The 22,265-nt window shown below is 74.6% G+C and carries 24 protein-coding genes, 1 tRNA gene and 1 pseudogene; 14 read left to right on the forward strand and 12 right to left on the reverse strand.

Annotation, left to right across the window (positions count from 1 at the left end; all coding sequences use genetic code 11):
* Positions 1-8: 8 nt before the first annotated feature.
* The gene (locus ACLFMI_RS10475; RefSeq protein ID WP_410947586.1) at positions 9-1,235 is read right to left on the reverse strand and encodes a hypothetical protein; all 1,227 of its coding nucleotides are present in this window, start codon (positions 1,233-1,235) and stop codon (positions 9-11) included.
* Positions 1,236-1,396: 161 nt separating this feature from the next.
* On the opposite strand from ACLFMI_RS10475, the gene selD reads away from it, so the two are divergent.
* Together selD and cds1 are read left to right on the forward strand one after the other, a co-directional pair.
* Positions 1,397-2,443 carry a selenide, water dikinase SelD gene (selD, locus tag ACLFMI_RS10480; RefSeq protein WP_410947587.1) on the forward strand — a complete coding sequence of 349 codons (1,047 nt, stop codon included), beginning with the start codon at positions 1,397-1,399 and terminating at the stop codon, positions 2,441-2,443.
* 28 nt (positions 2,444-2,471) lie between these two features.
* Positions 2,472-3,572 carry an L-cysteine desulfhydrase Cds1 gene (gene cds1 / locus ACLFMI_RS10485; RefSeq protein ID WP_458788579.1) on the forward strand — a complete coding sequence of 367 codons (1,101 nt, stop codon included), beginning with the start codon at positions 2,472-2,474 and terminating at the stop codon, positions 3,570-3,572.
* A gap of 21 nt (positions 3,573-3,593) precedes the next feature.
* Here cds1 and ACLFMI_RS10490 read toward each other — a convergent pair whose 3' ends face one another.
* From ACLFMI_RS10490 to ACLFMI_RS10500, 3 genes are all read right to left on the reverse strand, one after another.
* Positions 3,594-4,793: an amidase family protein gene (locus tag ACLFMI_RS10490; RefSeq protein ID WP_410947588.1), complete on the reverse strand. Its 1,200-nt coding sequence runs from the start codon at positions 4,791-4,793 to the stop codon at positions 3,594-3,596.
* A 69-nt stretch (positions 4,794-4,862) separates the two neighbouring features.
* Positions 4,863-4,958: transfer RNA gene (locus ACLFMI_RS10495), tRNA-Sec, on the reverse strand.
* 8 nt (positions 4,959-4,966) lie between these two features.
* On the reverse strand, positions 4,967-5,359 hold the full coding sequence (locus ACLFMI_RS10500) for an STAS domain-containing protein (protein WP_410947589.1): 393 nt from the start codon (positions 5,357-5,359) through the stop codon (positions 4,967-4,969).
* Between the two features lie 237 nt (positions 5,360-5,596).
* Here ACLFMI_RS10500 and ACLFMI_RS10505 point away from each other — a divergent pair, with 237 nt between their 5' ends.
* Positions 5,597-6,061, forward strand: coding sequence for an acyl-CoA thioesterase (locus ACLFMI_RS10505; protein ID WP_410947590.1), 465 nt, complete (start codon positions 5,597-5,599; stop codon positions 6,059-6,061).
* Positions 6,062-6,071: 10 nt separating this feature from the next.
* Here ACLFMI_RS10505 and ACLFMI_RS10510 read toward each other — a convergent pair whose 3' ends face one another.
* Positions 6,072-7,463 carry a glycosyltransferase family 2 protein gene (locus tag ACLFMI_RS10510; RefSeq protein ID WP_410947591.1) on the reverse strand — a complete coding sequence of 464 codons (1,392 nt, stop codon included), beginning with the start codon at positions 7,461-7,463 and terminating at the stop codon, positions 6,072-6,074.
* A 374-nt stretch (positions 7,464-7,837) separates the two neighbouring features.
* On the opposite strand from ACLFMI_RS10510, the gene ACLFMI_RS10515 reads away from it, so the two are divergent.
* Complete coding sequence (locus tag ACLFMI_RS10515) at positions 7,838-9,169, forward strand: competence/damage-inducible protein A (RefSeq protein ID WP_410947592.1); 1,332 nt, start codon at positions 7,838-7,840, stop codon at positions 9,167-9,169.
* A gap of 143 nt (positions 9,170-9,312) precedes the next feature.
* Here the strand turns inward: ACLFMI_RS10515 and ACLFMI_RS10520 are convergent, their stop codons facing one another.
* Positions 9,313-9,912: a superoxide dismutase gene (locus ACLFMI_RS10520; RefSeq protein ID WP_410947593.1), complete on the reverse strand. Its 600-nt coding sequence runs from the start codon at positions 9,910-9,912 to the stop codon at positions 9,313-9,315.
* A gap of 262 nt (positions 9,913-10,174) precedes the next feature.
* Complete coding sequence (locus ACLFMI_RS10525) at positions 10,175-10,732, reverse strand: DUF1697 domain-containing protein (protein ID WP_410947594.1); 558 nt, start codon at positions 10,730-10,732, stop codon at positions 10,175-10,177.
* Positions 10,733-10,823: 91 nt separating this feature from the next.
* Here ACLFMI_RS10525 and ACLFMI_RS10530 point away from each other — a divergent pair, with 91 nt between their 5' ends.
* Together ACLFMI_RS10530 and ACLFMI_RS10535 are read left to right on the forward strand one after the other, a co-directional pair.
* Positions 10,824-11,132, forward strand: a complete 309-nt coding sequence (locus ACLFMI_RS10530) for a hypothetical protein (protein ID WP_410947595.1) — start codon at positions 10,824-10,826, stop codon at positions 11,130-11,132.
* A 26-nt stretch (positions 11,133-11,158) separates the two neighbouring features.
* Entirely contained in the window at positions 11,159-11,377 is a 219-nt protein-coding gene (locus ACLFMI_RS10535; protein WP_410947772.1) for an alpha/beta hydrolase fold domain-containing protein, read from the forward strand.
* A gap of 30 nt (positions 11,378-11,407) precedes the next feature.
* On the opposite strand, the pseudogene ACLFMI_RS10540 reads toward ACLFMI_RS10535, so the two are convergent.
* The 3 genes and pseudogenes from ACLFMI_RS10540 to sodN form a co-directional block, all read right to left on the reverse strand.
* Positions 11,408-12,088 (reverse strand): annotated as a pseudogene (locus ACLFMI_RS10540) (DUF2306 domain-containing protein); the annotation flags it as partial.
* Entirely contained in the window at positions 12,016-12,696 is a 681-nt protein-coding gene (locus ACLFMI_RS10545) for a hypothetical protein (RefSeq protein ID WP_410947596.1), read from the reverse strand. The pseudogene ACLFMI_RS10540 and the gene ACLFMI_RS10545, both read right to left, overlap by 73 nt.
* A 677-nt stretch (positions 12,697-13,373) precedes the next feature.
* Positions 13,374-13,781: a superoxide dismutase, Ni gene (gene sodN, locus ACLFMI_RS10550; protein WP_410947597.1), complete on the reverse strand. Its 408-nt coding sequence runs from the start codon at positions 13,779-13,781 to the stop codon at positions 13,374-13,376.
* A 93-nt stretch (positions 13,782-13,874) separates the two neighbouring features.
* Between sodN and ACLFMI_RS10555 the strand changes: the two genes are divergently transcribed.
* Both ACLFMI_RS10555 and ACLFMI_RS10560 read left to right on the forward strand, forming a co-directional pair.
* Positions 13,875-14,201 (forward strand): S26 family signal peptidase, encoded by a 327-nt coding sequence (locus tag ACLFMI_RS10555; RefSeq protein ID WP_410947773.1) that lies wholly within the window; start codon positions 13,875-13,877, stop codon positions 14,199-14,201.
* Positions 14,202-14,367: 166 nt separating this feature from the next.
* Entirely contained in the window at positions 14,368-15,624 is a 1,257-nt protein-coding gene (locus ACLFMI_RS10560) for an FIST signal transduction protein (protein WP_410947598.1), read from the forward strand.
* Between the two features lie 84 nt (positions 15,625-15,708).
* On the opposite strand, the gene ACLFMI_RS10565 is transcribed toward ACLFMI_RS10560, so the two are convergent.
* Both ACLFMI_RS10565 and ACLFMI_RS10570 read right to left on the reverse strand, forming a co-directional pair.
* On the reverse strand, positions 15,709-16,902 hold the full coding sequence (locus tag ACLFMI_RS10565) for an epoxide hydrolase family protein (protein WP_410947599.1): 1,194 nt from the start codon (positions 16,900-16,902) through the stop codon (positions 15,709-15,711).
* A 9-nt stretch (positions 16,903-16,911) separates the two neighbouring features.
* Entirely contained in the window at positions 16,912-17,694 is a 783-nt protein-coding gene (locus ACLFMI_RS10570) for an IclR family transcriptional regulator (protein WP_410947600.1), read from the reverse strand.
* Between the two features lie 68 nt (positions 17,695-17,762).
* Between ACLFMI_RS10570 and ACLFMI_RS10575 the strand changes: the two genes are divergently transcribed.
* The 6 genes from ACLFMI_RS10575 to ACLFMI_RS10600 all read left to right on the forward strand — a co-directional run bounded on the left by ACLFMI_RS10575 (position 17,763) and on the right by ACLFMI_RS10600 (position 22,261).
* Positions 17,763-18,998 carry a 4-hydroxybenzoate 3-monooxygenase gene (locus ACLFMI_RS10575; RefSeq protein ID WP_410947601.1) on the forward strand — a complete coding sequence of 412 codons (1,236 nt, stop codon included), beginning with the start codon at positions 17,763-17,765 and terminating at the stop codon, positions 18,996-18,998.
* Between the two features lie 61 nt (positions 18,999-19,059).
* Positions 19,060-19,779, forward strand: a complete 720-nt coding sequence (gene pcaH, locus ACLFMI_RS10580; RefSeq protein ID WP_410947602.1) for a protocatechuate 3,4-dioxygenase subunit beta — start codon at positions 19,060-19,062, stop codon at positions 19,777-19,779.
* Positions 19,776-20,522, forward strand: a complete 747-nt coding sequence (locus ACLFMI_RS10585; protein WP_410947603.1) for a dioxygenase family protein — start codon at positions 19,776-19,778, stop codon at positions 20,520-20,522. Before pcaH ends, ACLFMI_RS10585 begins: the two co-directional genes overlap by 4 nt.
* A 91-nt stretch (positions 20,523-20,613) precedes the next feature.
* Positions 20,614-21,144, forward strand: coding sequence for a GtrA family protein (locus ACLFMI_RS10590; protein WP_410947604.1), 531 nt, complete (start codon positions 20,614-20,616; stop codon positions 21,142-21,144).
* Entirely contained in the window at positions 21,114-22,070 is a 957-nt protein-coding gene (locus tag ACLFMI_RS10595) for an alpha/beta fold hydrolase (protein WP_410947605.1), read from the forward strand. The genes ACLFMI_RS10590 and ACLFMI_RS10595 overlap by 31 nt, the downstream gene beginning before the upstream one ends.
* Positions 22,052-22,261: a hypothetical protein gene (locus ACLFMI_RS10600; RefSeq protein WP_410947606.1), complete on the forward strand. Its 210-nt coding sequence runs from the start codon at positions 22,052-22,054 to the stop codon at positions 22,259-22,261. Before ACLFMI_RS10595 ends, ACLFMI_RS10600 begins: the two co-directional genes overlap by 19 nt.
* Positions 22,262-22,265: the final 4 nt, after the last annotated feature.

Genomic DNA, 22,265 nt, shown 5'->3' on the forward strand with positions numbered 1-22,265 from the left:
GGTAGCGCTCAGACTCCGGCGCCGCCCCGGACGCCGTCGACCGGACGGTGCTCCCGGCCCGGGTCGTCGTCCCCGTCGCCGGGGGCCGCGGAGCCGTCCGGGGCGTCCGTGTCGGCGGCCGGGGACTGCGGGGCCACCCGGTCCGCGGCCCGCTGCTCGGGCAGGACGATCGGTGGCGCCGACCCGGCCCCCGCGGCGGCCGCACCCCCGTCCGGCGGGGTGGCCTCGTCCGAGGACTCCGGCAGCGGCTCGGGCGCCCGCCCGGTGAGGGCGTGGGCGGGCCCGCGGGAATCGTCGGCCGCCGCGGCGTTCCCGGACCGCCCGGCCCGCTCGTCCCCGGCGCCGTCGCTCCCATCGGCGTCGTCCCCGTCGGTGGCCGGGGCCTCGCCGGCTGCGGGGACGGGTGGGACGATCCCCGGCGGGTTCACGGCCCAGCGGGCCGCGGCCCCGGTTCCCGGGGACCCCACGACGTGGCCGGCCCCGGCCCGGCGCAGCACCCGGGCCGGCCCGTCCAGCCGGCCGAGCTCGGCGCCGAGCAACGCGTGCAGCCGGGCGACCTCGTCGCGGACGGTGCCGCGCAGATCGCTGACGTGCGCGTGCATCGACGCCGCGGTGTCGGCGACCAGCTCGCTGTCCCGGCGCGCCTCGTCACCGGCGGCCCGCAGCCGGTCCACGTCGGCCTGCGCCACGGCGGTGATACCGGCGGCCTCGGTGCGCGCCTCGGAGGTGATCCGCTCCGCGTCGCTGCGGGCCCGCTCGACCAGCGCCTCGGCCTCGGCCTCGGCGGCACGGCGCCGCTGCGCGGCGTCGTGCTCGGCCATCCGCAGCACCTTGTCGGCGCGCATCCCGAACGTCTCCGGCGGGTGGGCGCGGGCGTCGTCGAGCGCCGCCGCGAGCGCGTCGGCGCGGTGCCGCGCCTCCTCCAGGGCGTGCTCGGCGACCTCGCGGGCCCGTTCGGCCGCGGCCAGCCGGGCCAGCAGCTCCTCGAACCCGGGGGTGGCGTCGCCGGGGTGCGCCGGGCCGCCCGGGTGCACGGGGCCGTCGCCGCGGGCCGGTCCGCGCGGAGCCGGCACGGGGTCTGCGGTGTCCGCGCGGGTGGACTCGTCGTCCCGGAGATCCTCGGTCCACCGCGCGTCCGGGCCGACGCTCGCGGCGAAGAGGTCGCCGTCGTCGGGATCCCGGCCGGACCGGGGCCACCAGCCGGTGGGGCGCTGCGGCTTGTGCACGTCCTTCACCCTGCCATCACGGTGGGTCAGTTTCGGCGTCCATCGGGTGAGGGCGACACCCCCGTTCGACGGACGGACCGGGCGGCGCGACCGACGGCGCGCGACCGCGTGTCCCCCGTCACCGCCGGGGTAGCCTCGCCCGGACACCGGAGGCGAGCGGAGGGAGCCGGATGGACGGCGTGACGACGGCGCGCAGGCTTACCGAGTTCAGCCACGGCGCGGGCTGCGGCTGCAAGCTCGGGCCGGCGGCGCTGCGCGAGGTGCTGGCCGGGGTGACCCCGCCGGCACACCCGGACCTGCTGGTCGGCAACGACACCGGCGACGACGCCGCGGTCTGGCGGCTGTCCGCGGACCGCGCGCTGGTCGCCACCACCGACTTCTTCACCCCGATCGTGGACGACCCGTGGACCTGGGGGGCGATCGCGGCGACCAACGCGGTGTCCGACGTCTACGCGATGGGCGGCACCCCGCTGTTCGCGCTCAACCTGGTCTGCTGGCCGTCGAACGACCTGCCGCCCGAGCTGCTGGCGCAGGTCCTGGAGGGCGGGTCCGAGGTCGGGCGCCGGTGCGGGTTCGCCGTCGTCGGCGGGCACACCATCGACGACCCGGAGCCCAAGTACGGCCTCGCCGTCGTCGGGGAGGTGCACCCGGACCGGGTGCTCACCAACGCCGGTCTGCGCCGGGGTGACGCGCTGGTGCTGACCAAGCCGCTCGGGATCGGTGTCATCTCGACCGCGATCAAGACCGAAAGGGCGACGCCGGGGCAGGTCGAGGCCGCGATCGCCGCGATGACCACCCCGAACGCCGACGCCGCTGCCGCCGCCCTGGAGGCCGGCGCCACCGGTTGCACCGACGTCACCGGCTACGGCCTGCTCGGGCACCTCACCGGGATGACGACCGCCTCCGGGGTGGACGCCCGGGTGGATCCGACCGCCGTGCCGGTACTGGACGGGGTCCGCGAGCTGATCGCCGACGGGGTGGTGCCCGGCGGGACCCGGCGCAACCGGGACTGGGTGGCAGGCCGGATCGGCCCCGGCGGCGCCACCGAGGACGAGATCCTGCTGCTGTCCGACGCCCAGACCTCCGGCGGCCTGCTGTTCGGCGCCGCGCCGGAGGCCGCCGACGCCGCCGTCGCCCGGCTGCGCGACCTCGGGCACCCGGCGGCCCGGATCGGCACGGTCACCGAGGGGACCGGGACGGTGCACGTCGACGGCTAGGGCGCACGTCGACGGCTAGGGTGCGGCCGTGGATCCCGTCGACCGTTCCTGTGCCCGTACCCGCGCCTGGGTCGACGAGGCGATGCGCCGGGTGCAGGCCGACGCCAACCGGTCCGCCGACACCCACCTGCACGTGCTGGAGCTGCCCGCCGAGTGGGGCGTGCAGGTCTATCTCAAGGACGAGTCGGTGCACCCCACCGGCAGCCTCAAGCACCGGCTGGCGCGCTCGCTGTTCCTGTACGCGCTGGCGTCCGGGTGGATCCGCGAGGGCACCACCGTCGTCGAGGCCAGCTCCGGGTCGACGGCGGTGTCCGAGGCCTACTTCGCCCGGTTGCTCGGTGTGTCGTTCGTGGCGGTGATGCCCCGCTCGACCAGCCCGGAGAAGGTCGCGCTGATCGAGCGCGAGGGCGGGCGCTGCCATTTCGTCGAGCGCGGCCCGGACGTCTACGCCGAGGCCGAGCGGCTCGCGGCCGAGTCCGGCGGGCACTACCTGGACCAGTTCACCTACGCCGAGCGGGCCACCGACTGGCGTGGCAACAACAACATCGCCGAGTCGATCCTCACCCAGCTCGGGCAGGAGGAGCACCCGGTACCGGAGTGGATCGTCGTCGGGGCCGGGACCGGCGGGACGTCGGCCACGATCGGCCGCTACCTGCGCTACCGGCGGCTGCCGACCCGGCTGGCGGTCGTCGACCCGGAGAACTCGGCGTTCCTGCCCGGCTGGGCCACCGGCGCGGACGACTACGCGACCGGGATGCCGTCCCGGATCGAGGGGATCGGGCGGCCCCGGATGGAGCCGAGCTTCGTGCCGTCGGTGATCGACCGGATGTTCCCGGTGCCGGACGCGGCGAGCGTGGCCGCGGCCCGCCACCTGCGCGAGCTCACCGGCCGCTGGGTGGGCGGCTCGACCGGCACCAACCTGTGGGGCGTTTACCAGCTGGTCGCGGAGATGCTGCGGTCAGGGCGCCGGGGCAGCGTGGTCACGCTGATCTGCGACGGCGGCGAGCGCTACCGGCACAGCTACTACGACGACGGCTGGCTCGCCGGGCAGGGCCTGGACCCGGCCCCCTATCGGGCCACCCTGGACACGTTCCTGAGCACCGGCCGGTGGGAGCCGCCCGCGGCGTGACGCCCCGGCCCGGCGACCGGGTCAGCCGGCGAGCAGGGCCGCGGTGGCGAGCAGCCGGGCCTCGCTGCCCGGGCGGCCGACCAGCTGCACGCAGCCGGGACCGGACCCGCCGGGCACCGGGGTGACCAGCGACGGCAGCCCGGCGAGGTTCCAGGCGGCGAGCCCGGTGTCCCCGGCCGCGCCGGGACCGGCGGGGGCGGGCAGCAGGGCCGCGTCCGCGCCGGCGTCGTCGAGCCAGCCGAGCACCTGCTGCCGCCATGTCGCGGGCGTCGCCGGCCGCAGCCCGCCGAGCCGGCGGACCCGGCGGCCCCGGCGCAGCCCGGTGCGGGCCGACCGGGGCAGCTCGGCCGGGTCGAGGCCGAGCTCGTCCACCCGGCGGGCCAGACCGGCGTGCCGGCGGCGGGCGCCGTGCACGGTCAGCGCGGCCCGGTACGGCGGGTCGCTCGCGACCAGCCGGACCCCGGCCGCGGCGAGCACCCGGGTCGCGGTGTGCACGGGCGTTGCGGTGTCCGGGCCGGCGTGCCGGGTCCGTCCGGTGCGCAGCGAGCAGGCCAGCGTGCCCAGCGCCTGGACCGGCGCGGGCCCGGCCGGGGCGGCGGGCGCGGCCGCGGGGGAGCGGGGTGTGGACAGCGCGTCGAGCGCGGTGGCCAGGTCGTCCGGTCCGGACCCGACGACGGTGGTCTCGGCCAGTCCGGACCAGCGCCGTTCGGCGGTGGCGGGCAGCGGCAGCACCCGGCGTCCCGGCTTGAGCGCGGCCAGCCCGTGCGCGGCCGCGGCCGCGCGCAGGGCCCCGTCGCCGTCCAGCCCGACGCCGAGCCCGGCCAGGCCCCCGGCCACCGCGGCCGCGGTGGAGCGGCCGCCCGGGGAGCCGTCCGGGCCGATCCCGTACTCGGCGGTGCGGGTCCGGCCGACGATCAGGCCGCCCGCCCCGCGCAGCCGGCGGACCGGTTCGTCGCCTCGACCGGCGGTGGAGATGCCGTCCTCGACCGCGACCGGCACCCCGGCCAGCGGCAGCGCGAACCGGTCGGTGCGCCGGTCCAGCGCGGCTGCCGCCGCCCGCAGGGCTTCGGCCTCGACCTGCAGCCAGGCGACCCCGGCGGCGCGGGCGACGACCTCGTCCGCGACCTCGGCGGCCGTCGTCCGTCCCGCCCGGACCGCCCAGGCGGTGCCCGCGACGCCGCCCGCGGCGGGCGATCCGGCGGGAGGCGGTGTCGTGGTCATGAGGTCATGGTCATGAGGTCGTGGTCATGAGGTCGTGGTCATGAGCAGCGGGCCATCGGGTGGGAGATGTGGCGGAGGCGGACGGGAATCGAACCCGCCTGGCCGAGATGCTCGGCCACGTCGGCTTTGAAGGCCGCGGGGGCCACCAGGCACCCATACGCCTCCAGGCCACCTCAGACCGAGTCGAGCGCCTCCGGGACGCCGTCGGCCACGTCGAACAGGGCCATCAGGTTGGTCGCCTCGAGCGCGCGGGCCACGGCGTGCGAGCCGCAGACCAGACGCAGCCGGTGGCCGGCCTTCTCGGTCGCTTCCTTCGCCTCGACCAGCGCGGCGAGGCCTGCCGACCCCAGGAACGTCACCCGGGTCAGGTCGACGACCAGCAGCGGCGCGGTCGGGATCTGGGTGGACAGGCGCTCGGTCAGCACCGGCGCGGTCATCGTGTCGATCTCGCCGTGCACACCGACGACGACCGCGCCGTCGCCGTGCCCGACCACCTCGAAGCGGACGACCTCGCCGACGTCGGGGTCCTGCTCGTCCCCCACACCGGTGGGCGTCTCACTGCTCATCTGCACCGTGCTCCCTCGACGTGTCGCCGACAGCGGTCGGCCCCTCCCGGTCCGGGAGGGATACCGCGAGTGACTGGGGGTCGCCACTGCTCGACGTACCACTCGTCCTGTCCCCGGCCCAGCCTAGTCGGGACGGTTCCTCACCCTACGAGCGCGGTCGCCGGTGGCACAAACGTTGCGCGCGACCGGGTGAACACGGTCGTCGTCCGGATCCTGCCGGGTGACAGGGTGGCCACCATGAGCGCAGCAGAGGCCGCCCGGTTCGCGGTCCGGATCGGAGTCCGCAGCTACGAGATGGACGTGAACGGGCACGTCAACCACGCCGTCTACCACCAGTACGCCGAGCACGCCCGGATGGAGCACGTCCGCGAGGCCGGGCTGTCCCAGGCGGCCCTGGGCGAGCACGGGCTGACGATCGTGCTGCTGTCGACGACCGTGCACTTCCGCGCCGAGCTGCGGGCCGGCGAGCTGGTGGAGGTGGACTCCGAGCTCGAGTTCACGGGCCGGAAGCCGTTCACCATGCGGCACCGCATCGTCCGGGTCACCGACGGTGACGGCTCGCCGGCCGAGGACCTGGCGGCCGAGGCGGAGTGCACGCTCGGGGTGCTCGACGTCGCGAGCCGGCGGCTGGTGGCCGACCCGCACGCCCGGCTGACGGCCGCGGCGAGCGACCCGGCGCTGCTGGGGCCGGGACCGGCCTGACCGGTCGGTTTCAGGCCGGGACGGCCGGGTCGGCGTTGCCGGTGGAGAGGCTTCCCCGCGGGCCCGGGCCGTCGACGGGCACGGGGCGCTCCTCCGTCCCACCGTCGCGGCGGCCGGCGGCCCCGTCGCCGGAGCGACCGGCCGGGCCGTACGCCGCGGGCGGTCCGGCCGGGGCGTGCGGGCGGTGGTCGATCAGCGGCGGGACCGCGCCGCCTGCCCGGCGCACGGCGCGCCGCGACCGCAGGTAGGCGCGCGGCCCGGTGAGCAGCCCGCGGGCCCGGGTCTGGTCGGCGTCGGTGGGCATCGCGTCCCCGGCTCCGGTCTCGCGGTCGGAGATGTGGCGCAGCCGGGCCGCGGCGGCGGGGAGCCGGCGCAGGGCGGCGGTGCGGCCGTGCGGGGAGAGGGCGACCTTGGCCAGGAAGCTGCCGAGGCCGACGGCGTAGCCCTCGAGCTGGGTGCGCAGGCCGTCGGCGTCGACGCGGTGGTGGTGCCAGAGGTAGGCGCCGGGGGCGTAGCCCAGGACGTGTCCGGCCAGGATCATGCGGACCAGGAACTCGCAGTCCTCGCCGCCGTGGGTGGGGGTGCCCGGGCCCATGGCCTCGTCGAAGCCGCCGGCGGCGCGGGCGGGGACGGCGCGGACGGCGAGGTTGGCGCCGATGCCGAACAGGCCCGGGGAGAACGGGAAGATCGGGGTGTCGGCGGGCGGGTCGGTGAGGTCGAACCGGCGGGGGATGAAGCCCTTGTTCCAGGCCAGGGCGATGTCGGCGGCGCGTTCTTCGGGGGAGCCGAGGCGGGCGGCCAGGACGGGGCCAGACAGGCAGGTCAGGTCGGGGTCGGTGGCGAAGGTGCCGGCGATGCGGGAGGCCCAGGCGGGGTCGACCTCGGTGTCGTCGTCGGTGAAGGCGACCAGGTCGGTGCGGGCTTCGGCGAGGCCGCGGTTGCGGCCGACCGAGGTGCCGCGGCGGGGTTCGCGCACGTAGCGGACGCGGGGGGAGCCGAGGGCGGTGACGGCGTGTTGGGTGTGTTCGTCGTCGGGGTCGTTGTCGACGACGATGACCGAGAGGGCGGGGTGGTCGGAGGCCAGCACGGCGCGCAGGCAGCGGGTCAGCGAGTCGGCGCGGTTGCGGGTCGCGATCACCACGGTGATCGGGTCGGCCGCCATCGGCGCGGGGGTCACGTCCTCGGGTGCACCGAGGGCGATCAGTGCGGCCTGCAGGTCGGCGGCGGTGGCCCGGCCGCCCCGGAGCGGGACGGTCATCTGTCCCTGCGGGGTGCCGCCGACGGTGACCAGCAACCGAGCGGCGCCGAACCGCGGGTCGACCCGGAGGTCGCGCAGCGGGGCGAGCCGGTCGAGCTCGCCGACCCAGATCGCCGCCGCGTTCGTCCCAGACAGTGCTGACATAAGGGACAGTGTCGAGCATCCGCCCTGAGACGACACTGAGAGTGTGGGATCGCCCCGGGCTTCTCACTGTGTGTGATGGCCGGGTGTCCGGGTCACCGGATCCGGCCGCGGCGCGGCGTCGTCGCAGGTGGGTCGCAGATCGCCCTATCGGGTGGGCGGGCCGCCGCGCGACGGTCGGATCGACCCTGGGCGCCGTGCGGCGCGACGAGCGGTCTGAACGGCGCGGGGACACGCCGTGCCGGGGCTCGTCCGGTGTGTCCGCGACACCGGAACGTTCACTATCGGGTGAGAAGTGCCCCGTGAGTGGTTATCGCGGTCCCGACCGCGATAACCACTCACGGGGCGCAGCGCGCCCACACGGGTAGGTTCGGATCATGTCCACCTCGCAGGAGTCCGAGCGCACGCCCGGCCGCCCGACGGCCGCGGTGCTGGTCACCGGCAGCGAGCTGCTCACCGGTCAGGTCGCCGACGCGAACGGACCCTTCCTGGCCCGCGAGCTCGGCGGGCTCGGCGTCGTGGTGAGCAGGGTCGTGCTCGTCGGCGACCGGCCCGACGACCTGCGAGCCGCACTCGCCTTCGCCGCAGGCGACGACCTGGTGGTCACCAGCGGTGGACTGGGGCCGACCGCGGACGACCTCACCGCCGATCTCGTCGCCGAGTTCTGCGATGCGCCGATGGAGACCGACCCGGGGCTGCGGGACCGGATCCACGCCAGGATCGAGGGGTGGGCGGCCCGGGCCGGCTGGGCCGGGGCAGCGCTCGACGAGGCCACCGCCAAGCAGGCCCGGGTGCCGCGCGGGGCGGACGTCCTGGAACCGGTCGGGACCGCCCCGGGACTGGTGGTGCGTGCCGCCGCCGGGACGGGCGGGAACGGGCCGCTGGTCGTCGTGCTGCCCGGGCCGCCGCGTGAGCTGCAGGGGATGTGGCTGGCCGCGCTGGCGTCGCCGCCGCTGGCCGAGCTGCTCGCCCGAGCGCCGCGCGCCACGTCCCGGCTGCTGCGGTTCGCCGGGCTGCCCGAGTCGGAGATCGCCGGGTCGCTGCGCGAGCTCGGCGGTCGGCTCGACCTGTCCCGGGTCGAGGTGACGACCTGCCTGCGTCGCTCCGAGCTGGAGGTGGACCTGCACCCGCTGCCCGGCGCGGAGGGCGTCGCCGGGGAGCTGGCGGAGCTGCTGGTCGAGCGGCACCGCCGGCGGCTGATCAGCGCGGACGGCACCGGCACCGACGAGCTGCTGGCCCGCGCGCTGCTGGCGCAGGGCGCCACGGTCGCGACCGGCGAGTCCTGCACCGGTGGCCTGCTGGCCGGACGCCTGGTGGACCGGCCGGGATCGTCGGCGTACATGGCGGGCGGGGTGGTTGCCTACTCGAACGAGGCCAAGACGTCGCTGCTCGGCGTCCCCGCCGACATGATCGCCGAGCACGGTGCGGTGTCGCCGGAGGTCGCCCGGGCGCTGGCCGATGGCGCCCGCGAGCGGCTCGGCGCCGACATCGGCGTCGGGATCACCGGTGTCGCGGGCCCGGACGGCGGGACCGAGGCCAAGCCGGTCGGCTACGTCTGCCTCTGCGTCAGCACCGCCGACGGCGAGGTGATCGCCCGCGATCCGCAGCTGCCGGGCGGCCGCGCCGACGTCCGGGAACGCTCGGTCGATCTGGCCGTGCACCTGCTGCTGCGGATCACCGGGGTCACCGGCGGGGACGCCCACCGCTGACGGTGGCGCGCCCCGCCCGGAACCCGTCCGGACGGGGCGCGGAGATCCGAACCGGCCCAGCCGCGGGCGGTGCCGATGGCCCGGCTCAGCCGCGGGCGGTGCCGATGGCCCGGCTCAGCCGCGGGCTGTGCCGATGGCCCGGCTCAGCCGCGGGCGGCAGCGAAGCGCTGGGCGGCGTCGGCCCAGTTCACGACGTTCCACCAGGCCTTGACGTAGTCCGGCTTCACGTTCTTGTACTGCAGGTAGAACGCGTGCTCCCACATGTCCAGCAGGACGACCGGGGTCTGCCCGGCCGGCAGCTGGGACTGCTGGTCGTAGAGCTGGTGGATCAGTAGGCGACCACCGAGGTGGTCCCAGCTCAGGATGGCCCAGCCGGAACCCTGGATGGTGGTGGCGGCCGCGGTGAAGTGGGCCTGGAAGGCGTCGAACGACCCGAAGTCGTTGTCGATCGCCGCGGCGAGGTCACCCGTGGGCTTGTCGCCGCCGTCCGGGGAGAGGTTCTTCCAGAACGCGGAGTGGTTGACGTGCCCGCCCAGGTTGAAGGCGAGGGTCTTCTCCAGGCCGACGATCGCGCCGAAGTCGTTCTTCTCGCGGGCCTCGGCGAGCTTGTCGAGGGTGCCGTTGAGGCCCTGGACGTAGGTGTTGTGGTGCTTGGAGTGGTGCAGCTCCATGATCTCCGGCGCGATGTGCGGGGCGAGCGCGCCGTAGTCGTAGGGCAGGTCCGGGAGCGTGTACTCGGCCATCGGTGGTCGTCGACCTCCTCGATCAACGGGATGCACGGCGGGACGCCGTGCAGGGTCATTTGCCACTATGTCGCAACTGCGACCTACCCGCGATCCGCAGGGGCTACGCATGGACGGACCTCGCTGCGGACGTTACGCTGATGCAAGTTGCTTGCAGTAGTGGGCGACCTGGTGGTGTGATCGTTCTGGCAGCTCGGCACCCACCGGCGGCACCGCCGCCCGGTAGTCCCCGGGCGGCGGCTCCGCCACACCCGGCGGATCCTCAACCGAGCAGGTCGAGCAGCTTCCGCACCGTGGCCCAGTTCCGCGCGGTGCCGCCGCCGTCCGCGGCCTTCGTGCGGGGCGTGATCCGGGCCGCCAGCTCGCTGCGTCCCATCTCGGCGGGCAGGTGCAGGTACACCACCCGCCCGACGACGGCCGCCTCGTCCCGGCTGCCCTTGGCCCGCGCCGCCGCCACCGCCGCCTCCAGTGCGGCCAGCTCGGCGCCGGTGGGCGGTCCGGCACGGAACACGGCGTGCAGCTGTTTCGGCTCGGTGACCTGTGGGAACGGGTTGTCCGCGACCGCCGCGAGGTACTCGTCCCGGCCGAACACGACGACCGGCCGGGGGACCGCGAACTGGTCCCGCAGCAGGGCCTCGATCGTCGCCGCGACGGCGGCCGGGTCCGGGTCGTCGCTGCTCAGCACGACGTTGCCGGACTGGATGTAGGTGCCGACGTCGCCGAAACCAGCCCCGGTCAGCTGCGTCCGCAGCTCGGCCATCGGGACCTTCCCGGTCCCGCCGACGTTGATTCCGCGCAGCAGGGCGACGTGAGTTCGCACCCCGAGAGAATGCCCGTTGCCACCCGAGTCCGACGGCTCGTTGACGTTGCTCGATGAGCTGACCCGCCCGGGGTGAGCGCCGAGGAGGCCCGTGCGGTTCGCGCTGGATGCTCTGTCGACCGCGGTGCCCGCGGCCCAGATCGACGAGGCTCGTGCCTTCTACGCTGCGCGGCCCGTCGGGCGGGGCCCGAGCACGCTGGAGCAGCTGCACGAGCTGCGGGCGCACCCGGCCGTCGCGGAGCCCGTCGACCTGTACCTGGACATCGACGGAGGCGGCTTCTACCTGGACTCCGCGGCCCGGAGCGACGCTCGCCATGACCACCCCTGCTCGGGCTGCGGGATCGGGGCGTCGCCGACGGGTTCGTCGGCGCCGCGCTCCAGTTCGGTACCTACGACCTGAGCGCGCAGACCCCGGCCGGACGCCGGATCGCGGACGAGTACTTCCTCGAGGCCTACCTCGGCCACGTCGCGGACCGCACCCTCCCGGACGTCTCACCCGTCTTCGGTGATCTCCGCGGCCTCCCGCCGGTGCTGCTGACCGTCGGCCGCGCGGACGTGCTGCTGGAGGACAACCTCGCCATGGCTGCCCGGTTCTCGGCGGCCGGCAACGAAGTCGACCTCCCGGTCAGGCTCTGCTCGACGTAGCTCCCGACGCCGGTGCCGAATCACCCATTCCGCCACAACGAGGTTGATCACCCAGCCCGCTGCGGTGAGCAAGGCGGTGCTGATCTCGCCGGTCCCGAATGCAGCGGCTCCGAAACCGATGGTGAAGATCTGCGTGCTCGCGCCCAGGCCGAGCGCGTAGGCCCGGATCATCCATGTTCGGTGCTGGATGATGTTGCGATGCCTGATCGCGGTGAACCCCGCGACGATGGTCGCGACCATCGCGACACCGAAGATCAGGCGGAACACGTACAGCAGATCCTCGCTAGCGTCGGTGTGTGAGTAGAACAGGGTCAGCCAGAGGGCCGAGAGCGCCGCGGTCAGCCCGAGGGGCACCAGCAGGCGGCCGACAGCGGGATGCCAGGACGAGCGCCGTCGCATCGCAGTGGGGAACTGGAACGCGCCCAGGACCGTGAACAGCGTCCCGGTAGCGGCGTGCACGGTGAGAGCCACCGGCGAAGCGACGGAACCGGTGTTTGCGGACGTGACCGCCGGGTCCCCCGCCAGGGCCACCAGGAGTCGGGCGAGGGCGGGGACAAGCGCGAACAGCGCCAGGGCAGCCGCCACCAGCCAGTGCCGGACGGCAGCCGGGGCTACCTTCGCCTCCAGCTCGCCGGTGGTCACGTCGCCGTGGACAGATCGAGCAGCGGGCCGCCGCCGTGGGGCAGGATTGTGCGGCGCTCGAGAGTCCACAGGGAGTAACCGAGCCAGACCATGGCCAGACCGACCGGGATCGCGGCGAAACGCCCGACGGCGTGCGGCAGCAGCGGGACCGCCAGTGTCGACACTGCCCCGACGGCGAGGAGGGCACCGGCCCAGCGGTCCAGGACGCGGGCGCGGAAGATCGCGAGCCCGAACAGCGCGCCACCGAGCATGTACAGCACCGCCGCAATCGGGCTGACTGCCGGGAGTACACCAATGTCCACCTGGGGGGCGGTTTCGGTGAAGATGCCTTCGAAGCTGTTGACGAACTGCGGTGCCTGTGCCGCCAATGGCGGCATGATGAGCGTTTCGGCGAAGTTGAAGGCGGCTGTGAGGAGGTAGAAGCACCAGAACAATACGAAGCCGATCAGGCCCAGGATCCCGGATGCGGTGACCTGGCGCAGGTAGATGCCGGTCACACCGACCATCCCGAAGATGGCCATGAACTCCGTCATACTGCCGACGATCGCCCAGGTGCCGGTGGTGACCGTGGCGGCGTCCTCGGCCGGATGGACGAACTGGATGATGATGTATAAGAGGCCCGAGGCCACGGCGAACACGCCAGCCGTTCGGGTCAGATGAGACGTAGAGATGGTCACGCTCGACCTCCCTCATCGAAAGGGAAAGGATCCCGGGCTCGCCGGATGACCACAGACGGTCCTCCGGCGCAGTGGAACCGTCATCACCAGTCTTGCTGAGCGATCCGAGACGTCCCCCCACGGCTCCGGATCGCTCCGGGACAGGCGCGTCACCGTCTCGGTGCGTTACTCACGTCGACTGTCGTGGCGGGGTGAAGCAGCGTTGCCGGGACCCGCGGTCGATCCCGGCCCGGGTCAGTGGCCGCCGCAGCGACGGGCGGCCGTTGGTGGTGGCGAGCAGGTCGAGCGGGACGGGGCCGTGGCCGAGCTCCTCCGGGTCGAGGACGCCGGCGTTGATCCGCGCGTCGACGTGGGCGTGACCGAAAGGCGCGGATGCGGCCGGCGTGCTGCGAGGGAGTTCTGCAGGGATTCGATCTGCTGGATCTGATCGATCAGCTCGGACTCGGACAGCGACTCGGCGTCGGTGGCGGCCGCCCGCTCGACCGCCACCTGCCACGGCTCGACCGGCTCACCCTCGCAGGTACCGGCCAGGCCGGCACGCCGTTTCGGACCGGTGCCTGGGCCGTCTCCGGGCCGTCTGGGCCGTCGCCGGGTCGTGGAAGACCACCCGACAACGAGAACGACGCTGACCGACGAGAGTGGTGTCCCGCTGGTCAGCGCCGCTTTCAGCGCCTGGATCAGGCCGCCTGCTTGGTCTCCCAGAAGATCTTGTCGATCTGGGCGATGTAGTCCAGCAGCTCCTGGCCGGTCGCCGGGTCGTTCGACCCCTTGGTGCCGGTGGCACCGGCGGCCTTGGTGGCCTTGTTGAAGAGCTCGTGCAGCTCCGGGTGCTTCTCGAAGTGCGGCGGCTTGAAGTAGTCGGTCCACAGCACCCACAGGTGGTGCTTGACCAGGTCGGAGCGCTGCTCCTTGATCTCGATGGCGCGCGCCCGGAAGCTCGCGTCGTCGTTGCCCTGGTACTTCTCCTGGATGGCCTTCACCGACTCGGCCTCGATCCGGGCCTGGGCCGGGTCGTACACGCCGCAGGGGAGGTCGCAGTGCGCGGTGGCCTCCAGCCGCGGGCGGAGAATGCGGGACAGCCGCATGAAGTCCTCCCTGGTGGGTGATCGTTCTGGCGGGGCCGACCCTACCCTCGTGGCGAGGGCGCGGCAGGACGGGCGCGGCCCGGGAGATCCACACTGGAGGCTGCTGTGCGCTGGCGCCGGGTGACCGTGCGGGGACCGTCCATGTCACCCGCCCTGACCGACGGCGACGTCGTCCTGATGCGGTTCGGCGCGCCCGTCCGGGCCGCCGACGTCGTGCTGGTCACCTGGGACACCCGCCCCGGGCAGCTGTCGGTCAAGCGTGCCGTGCACCCGGACGGCCCCGGCTGGCACGTCCGCGGCGACAACCCGTTCGGCTCCACCGACTCGGCCACCCTCGGCCCGGCCCGCGTGCACGCCGTCGCTCGCCTCCGGCTGTGGCCCCGCCCCGGCCGGCTCCCCGCCGCCCCTGCCGCCCGCTGACCCGGCAGGAATCCACACGGGTTCGCGTCGTTCACACGGGGTCGGATCCCGTGTGGACGACGGAAACCCGTGTGCCTGCGCCTCCGTGGCACCGGTCCGGTCGCTGCCGTAGCGTCGGGCCCCGGAACGAGCACCGGCGCGTCCGACGCCGGGGACGGGAGCCGGCATGTCACCCGCGGCAGCGCCGTCCGGGCAGCGGATCGGTGACGGCCTGGCCGTCGGGCCGGACCTCACCGGCGCGGCCGAGGTCGCCACCGGCCAGGCGCTCGCCGCGCTCGACGGCGCCCGGCCCGACCTGCTGGTGTTCTTCGTCTGCCCGGGGGCAGGCCCGTCCCTGCCGGTCGAGGAGACCGAGGCCGCCGGACTGCGGGTGATGGAGCTGGCCGGGGCCGGCACCGCGATCGGTGCCACCGCGCACGGCGTCATCGCCGACTCCCGCGGCGTCGAGGGTGCGCCGTCGGTCGCGGTGTGGGCGGCGGTGCTGCCCGGCGCCGACGTCGCGGTCCTCGCCCCGGTCGCGCAGCGGCGGCCCGGTGCCGCGCCGGGCGGCGGGGATGCGATCACCGTGCGCGGGCTGCGCGGCCCTGGTGACGGCGAGCGCGTCGCGATCCTGCTCGCCGACCCGCACGCGTTCCCGGTGGGTGCGGTGCTGGAACGGCTGAACGGGGACCGCCCCGGGTTCCCGGTGATCGGCGGCCTGGCGAGCGCGCCCGGCGGGCCGGACGCCAACCGGCTGTTCGTCGACGGGCGGGTGCACGACGGTGGGGCCGTCGTCGCGCTGCTCGGCGGCCAGGTGCGGTTCCGGCCGGTGGTCAGCCAGGGCTGCCGGCCGATCGGGCCACCGATGGTCGTCACCCGTGCCGAACACAACCAGCTGCTCGAACTGGCCGGCCGGCCCGCGGCCGAACGGCTGCGGGAGATCGTCGTGGCGCTCCCCGACGACGAGCAGCAACAGGCCCTGCGCGGGCTGCACCTGGGCGTCGCGGTCGACGAGTACGCCGAGGAGCAGGAGCGCGGCGACTTCCTGATCCGCGCGGTGCTCGGGGTGGACACCGGATCCGGCGCGGTGACTGCGGGGGACGTCCTGGAGGTCGGCACCACGGTCCGGTTCCAGGTCCGCGACGCCGCCGGCGCCGCGCGGAACCTGTACGAGCTGCTGGGCCCGCTGCGCCGCGGCGGGCCACTCGCCGGCGCGCTGCTGTTCTCCTGCAACGGGCGCGGGGCCGCGATGTTCGGCGACGCCGACCACGACGTCCGAGCGGTCCGGTCCGGCCTGGATCCGGACGGCGCCGCGGCCGCGCCCGGTACCGGTGCGGCCGGCCCGCCGGTGGCCGGGTTCTTCGCCGCCGGGGAGATCGGCCCGGTCGGCGGCCGCAACCACATGCACGGTTTCACCGCGTCGGTGCTCGTGTTCGATGGCTGAGCCCCGCGATCGGGAAACGAGTTCAGCGCAGCGCTGATGTGCGCTTCGCCGGCTCAGCGCTGCGCTGATGTGCGCTTCGCCGGCTCAGCGCAGGAGACGGAAGAAGCTCCGGACCTCGTCCACGAACGTCTCCGGCTGCTCCAGCGACGCGAAGTGCCCGCCCACCTCCGGCCGGGAGAACCGGCGCAGGTCGGTGAAGCGGCGCTCCAGCCAGGCCCGCGGCAGCTTGACCATCTCGTGCGGGAACTGCGCGACGCCCGTCGGGACCTCGACGTCGTCCATCCGGCGGCGGGCGAAGCTCTCCCAGTACAGCCGGGCCGAGGACGCCCCGGCCGCGTTCAGCCAGTACTGCATGACGTTGTCCAGCAGCCGGTCCCGGCTGATCACGTTCTCCGGGTGACCGGCACAGTCGGTCCAGTCCCAGAACTTCTCCACGATCCAGGTGCACTGCGCGGCGGGGGAGTCGACCAGGCCGTACCCGAGGGTCTGCGGTCGGGTGGACTGTTCGGCGGAGTACCCGGCGCCGTAGCGGGAGAACTCCCGGGAGAACCGGATGTCGGCCTTCTCCTGCGCGGTCAGCTCCGGCGCCCGCCCGCCCGGGTCGTCGTCCTCGGGCTTGGGTGCCAGCGCCATCGTCAGGTGGACGCCGATCAACATCTCCGGCGCGGCGGTGCCGAGCGCCGAGGTGATCATCGAGCCCCAGTCGCCGCCCTGCGCGGCGAACCGCTCGTAGCCCAGCCGGTCCATCAGCTGCGCCCACGCCACCGCGATCCGCTCCACACCCCAGCCGGTGCGGCCCGGCTTCGCGGAGAAGCCGTAGCCGGGCAGCGTGGGCGCCACCACGTGGAACGCGTCGGCCGGGTCCGGCGGGTCGGTCAGCGCCGGCAGCACGTCCAGGAACTCCACGATCGAGCCCGGCCAGCCGTGCGTGAGCAGCAGCGGCATCGCGTCCGGGTGCCGCGAGCGGGCGTGCAGGACGTGCACCTCGACCGTGTCGTCACCGCCACCGTCCAGACCGGTCCGGAACTGCGGCCAGGCGTTGATCTCGGCCTCGACCCGGCGCCAGTCGTAGCGGCTGCGCCAGTACTCGCACAGTTCACGCGCGTAGTCCTGGGGGACGCCCTGGGTCCAGCCCGGCGCCGTGGCCGGCTCCGGCCAGCGGGTCCGGGCCAGCCGCTCGCGCAGGTCGTCGAGCTCGCCGTCGGGGATCTCGATCCGGAAGTCGCGCACGGCGCCACCGTGACACGCGGGCGGTGGCACCGGCAGGGTCGCCGGCATCGGAGAGGATCACGATCGGGACTCGGGCGCCGCGAGTGCCCGGCTGATCCCGCGCGCGGCCGCCCGGACGGCCGGGACCCAGGTGTGCGGGTTGGTGCCGTCCGCGGGCACCACCACCGACAGCGCGGCGACCACCGGCCCGTCCCCGGCCCGGACCGGGGCGGCGACCGAGAGCGACACCGGTTCGATCTGCCGGTCGGAGATCACGAACCCGTACCCGCGGACCTGGGCCAGCAGCGTGCGGACGCCGTCCGGGTCGCACACGGTGTGCGGGGTGAACCGGCGCAGCGGCCGGGCCAGGACCCGCTCGACGTCGTCCGGGTCGGCGTGCGCGAGCAGCGCCAGCCCGACGCCGGTGGCGTGCGCGGGCAGCCGGGACCCGGTCCGGGTCACGATCGAGACGGCGTCGCGGCTGGAGAGCCGCTCGACGTAGACGACCTCGCCCGGGTCGGCGGCGTCCGGCACCGCCAGCTGCACGTTGTGCCGGGTGACCTCGTGCAGGTCCTCCAGGAACGGCATCGCCGCCTCGCGCAGCCCGCGGCTGGCCGGGGCCAGCGAGGCGATCTCCCAGAGCCGCAGCCCGATCCGGTAGCGGCCGTCGTCGCCGCGGTCCAGGGCGCCGCCTGCGGCGAGCTCGCCCACCAGGCGGTGCACGGTCGTCAGCGGGAGTCCGGTGCGGGTCGCGATGTCGGTCAGCCCCAGCTCGGGGGCGGACGGGGTGAACGCGCCGAGCACGTCCAGCACCCGGGCGGTCACCCCGGACCGCACCGGACGCCGTCGAACCGTGCTCATGACCGGCTATTCTTCCGAAGGATGGAAGCGGGGTCGAACCGGGGCCCGGGCTGGGACAGGGTGGGAGCATGGCGCAGCGCAGCGAGCACCGGACGCAGGTCGGGATCGTCGGTGCCGGGCCGGCCGGGCTGGTGCTGGCCCGGTTGCTGGCCCGGGCGGGGATCGAGTCGGTCATGCTGGAGGCCCGCAGCCGGGACCACATCGAGGGCCGGGTCCGGGCCGGGGTGCTGGAGGCCCCGACCGTGGAGCTGCTCCGCGACGCCGGTGTGGCCGGCCGGCTGGACCGGGAGGGGATGCCGCACCACGGCATCTCGCTGCGGTTCGCCGAGACGCCGGGCGGCCCCGCGACGGATCATCGGATCGACTTCGCCGACCTGGTCGGTACCGGCATCACCGTCTACGGCCAGCAGGAGGTCGTGAAGGACCTGCTCGCCGAGCGGGTGGACGACGCCGGCCTGCTGGTCGAGTTCGAGGTCTCCGGCGTCGGCCTGCACGACGTCACCACCGACACCCCGTCGATCAGCTACACCGCGGCCGACGGCACCGAGCACCTGCTGCGCTGCGACGTGATCGCCGGCTGCGACGGCTACCACGGCGTCTCCCGCCCGGAGCTGCTGGCGGGCGGGGAGGGCACCGTCGCCGAACGCGAGTACCCGTTCGGCTGGCTGGGCGTGCTGGCGAAGGCGGCGCCCACCACCGACGAGCTGGTCTACGCCCACCACGACCGCGGCTTCGCCCTCTACTCCATGCGCAGCCCCGAGGTCACCCGGCTCTACCTGCAGGTGCCGCCGGACGCCGACCCGGGGGTCTGGCCGGAGCGCCGGATCTGGGACGAGCTGCAGACCCGGCTGGCCTGCGACGGGTTCACCCTCAACGAGGGGGAGCTCCTGGAGAAGCCCGGCGTGACCGGGATGCGCAGCATGGTCACCGAGCCGATGCGCCGCGGGCGGCTGTTTCTGGCCGGGGACGCCGCGCACATCGTCCCGCCCACCGGCGCCAAGGGGATGAACCTGGCGATCGCCGACGTCCGGGTGCTCGCCGAGGCCCTCACCGCCTTCTACGCGAACGGGTCGCAGACCGGGCTCGACGAGTACTCAGCCACCTGCCTGCGCCGGGTCTGGCGGGCCGAGCACTTCTCCTGGTTCATGACCTCGATGCTGCACCGGTTCGACCGGAGCACCGAGGCCGGCGACCCGTTCGGTCTCGGGCTGCAGCGGTCCCAGCTGCGCTACACGGTCACCTCCCGGGCGGCCGCGACGAGCCTGGCCGAGAACTACGTCGGCCTGCCGCACGGCGCCGCCTGAGCGCAGCTTGCGAAGCGAACATCAGCACTGAGCGTCACCCCCACCACGAGAGGAACCGCCGATGACGCCGCCCCTGGTCCGCCCGCCCGGCTACGCGCCGGCCCCGGAGGGCACGCACCCGCCGCTGGAGTCCCCCGGTTACCGGAGCACCGGCCTGCGCGCGCCGTCGCAGCAGCCGGTCGTCGTGCCGCACCGGCTCACCGAGATCACCGGCCCGCTGCTGACCGGCCCGATCGCCCCCGGCGACGACGACCTCACGATCGGACCCGGTGGCGAGGCCCTGGGCCAGCGGATCGTCGTCTTCGGCCGGGTGCTGGACTCCGACGGCCGCCCGGTCCCGGACACCCTGGTCGAGATCTGGCAGGCCAACGCCGCCGGCCGGTACGCGCACAAGCGGGACAACTGGCCCGCTCCGCTGGACCCGAACTTCACCGGCGGCGGCCGGGTGCTGACCGACGCGCTCGGCGACTACACGTTCACCACGGTCAAGCCGGGCGCGTACCCGTGGGGCAACCACCACAACGCCTGGCGGCCCGCGCACATCCACTTCTCGCTGTTCGGCCGGGCGTTCCCGCAGCGCCTGGTGACCCAGATGTACTTCCCGGACGACCCGCTGTTCGCCCAGGACCCGATCTACAACTCGGTTCCCGAGGGCGCCCGCGAGCGCATGGTCTCCACCTTCGACCTGGACGCGACCCGGCCGGAGTGGGCGCTGGCGTTCCGGTTCGACATCGTGCTGCGCGGCCGGGAGCAGACCCCGTTCGAGGAGCCGCACGCATGAGCCCGAACCCGGCCCCGGCCCCGACGCCGTCCCAGACCGTCGGCCCGTTCCTGTCGCTGGGGCTGACCTGGACCGACGGCGCCGACGTCGTGCCAGAGGGCACGCCGGGCGCGGTCACGATCACCGGCGTCGTCCGCGACGGCAACGGCGACCCGGTGACCGACGCGATGATCGAGACCTGGCAGGCCGATCCGGACGGCCGGTTCGACCACCCGGACGACCCGCGCGGTGCCGTGGTGTCCGCGGTGCCCGGCTTCCGGGGCTTCGGTCGCAGCGCCACCGACGCCGAGGGGCGCTGGTGGATCCGCACCGTGCGCCCGGGCGCGCTGCCGGCCCCGGACGGCGGTACCGAGGCTCCGCACGGTGTTGACGTGTGCTCCGCCGAGGCTCCGCACGGTGCTGGCGTGTGCTCCGCCGAGGCTCCGCACGGTGCTGGCGTGTGCTCCGCCGAGGCTCCGCACGGTGCTGGCGTGTGCTCCGCCGAGGCTCCGCACGGTGCTGGCGTGTGCTCCGCCGAGGCTCCGCACATCGACGTCTCGGTGTTCGCCCGCGGCCTGCTGGACCGGGTGGTCACCCGGATCTACTTCCCGGACGAGGCGGCCGCGAACGCCGCCGACCCGGTGCTGGCCGCCGTCCCGGCCGACCGCCGGGACACGCTGGTCGCGACCGACGCCGGGGAGGGGACGCTGCGGTTCGATATCCGGCTGCGCGGCGCGGGGGAGACCGTCTTCCTGGCGGTGTAGGGGCGCCGTGTGACGGGCGAGGCGGATTCGCGGCTACCCGGCGCGGGTATCTCCTGGGAAGATCCGTAGTGGGATCGGCGCAGGAGGACAGGTGAACCCAGCATCGGCGCCCGGGCCGGGGGAGCGGCACGGCGGGCACGTGCCGTCGTGGTGGCACGCCCGCTACCCGACCGTGCGCCGGCTCGTCCGGTACGCCACCGTCGGCGGCGCGGCGACCGCGCTGAACGCGGTGCTGTTCCTGCTGCTGCGCTACGTCCTGGACACGTTCCCGGCGAACCTGATCGCGCTCACCCTGACGACCGCCGTGAGTACCGAGGCCAACCGCCGGTTCGCCTTCGACGGCGCCCGTGCACACCGGCTGCGCGGCTGGGTGCAGGACGTCGGGACGGTCGCGTTCTACGCCTGCTACACGTCCGTGGTGCTCGTGACGCTGCACGCGCTGATCACCGAGCCGACCCCCGGCCAGGAGGCCGCCGCGGTGGCGGCGGCCAGCCTCGCCGGTGGCGTGCTGCGCTACACGGTGCTGCGGTTCTGGGTCTTCGAAACCGGCGCGGACGCGCACCCGAGCGGAGCACAGGAGGGCACGGCGAGGTGTTCGACGACTTCACACCGTTCGACCTGACCGTCGACGGGGCGGCCGGGGAGCGGGTACCGATCCACGGCGTCCGCGGCGGGAGCGGGCCCCCGGTCCTGCTGCTGCACGGGTTCCCGCAGACCCACGCCATGTGGCATCCGGTGGCGGTCGAGCTGGCGCGCACGCACACCGTCGTCGCCACCGACCTGCGCGGCTACGGCGCGTCCGGCCGGCCGGACTCCGGGCCGGACCACGCGGCGTACTCGTTCCGGGCGATGGCCGCCGACCAGGTCGAGGTGATGACCCGGCTCGGGTTCGACCGGTTCGCGGTGGCGGGGCACGACCGGGGCGCCCGGGTCACCCACCGGATGCTGCTCGACCACCCGGAGCGGGTCACCCGGGCCGCCTTGCTGGACATCCTGCCCACCGCCTACATGTACGACCACGTGGACAAGGCGTCGGCCACCGCCTACTACCACTGGTTCCTGTTCATCCAGCCGGCCGACGTGCCGGAACGGCTGATCGGCGGGGATCCGATCGGCTACCTGCACACGCTGCTCGGGGGCTGGGGCTCCGGCCTGGACGCGCACCCGGCCGAGGCGCTGGCGGGCTACGAGCGCGCGTTCGCCGACCCGGCGGCCCGGCACGCGATGCTGGAGGACTACCGGGCGGGCGCCTCGATCGACCTGGAGCACGACGCCGCCGACGAGGCCGCCGGGCACCGGATCGCCGCCCCCACGCTGGTGCTGTGGGGCGGCCGCGGGGTGGTCGGCGCGAACGCCGAGAACCCGCTGCACGTGTGGCGGCGGCTGGCCCGCGACCCGTCCATGGTCACCGGCCGGGAGATCGGGGAGGCCGGGCACTTCCTGGTCGACGAGCGGCCCGCGGAGACCGCAGCCGAACTGGCCCGGTTCCTGCGGGACCGAGAAGCGGCGTCGGTGACACAATCGGGCACATGCGACGTCAGACCCTGATCCGGGCGCTGCTCGGCACCCTCGCCGCCCTCGCCCTCGTGTTCACCACCGCGGCCTCCTGCGGCGGTGACCAGGCCCAGCCGGCACCCCCGCAGCAGCAGCAACAGCAGCAGCAGGACGGAGACGACCAGGACGGCGACGACCAGGACGAGCAGGACGAGCAGGGCGGCGGCGGGGACGACGACAACTGACCGG

It is taken from the genome of Pseudonocardia nantongensis (genome assembly GCF_046546495.1).
Lineage (GTDB): Bacteria > Actinomycetota > Actinomycetes > Mycobacteriales > Pseudonocardiaceae > Pseudonocardia > Pseudonocardia nantongensis.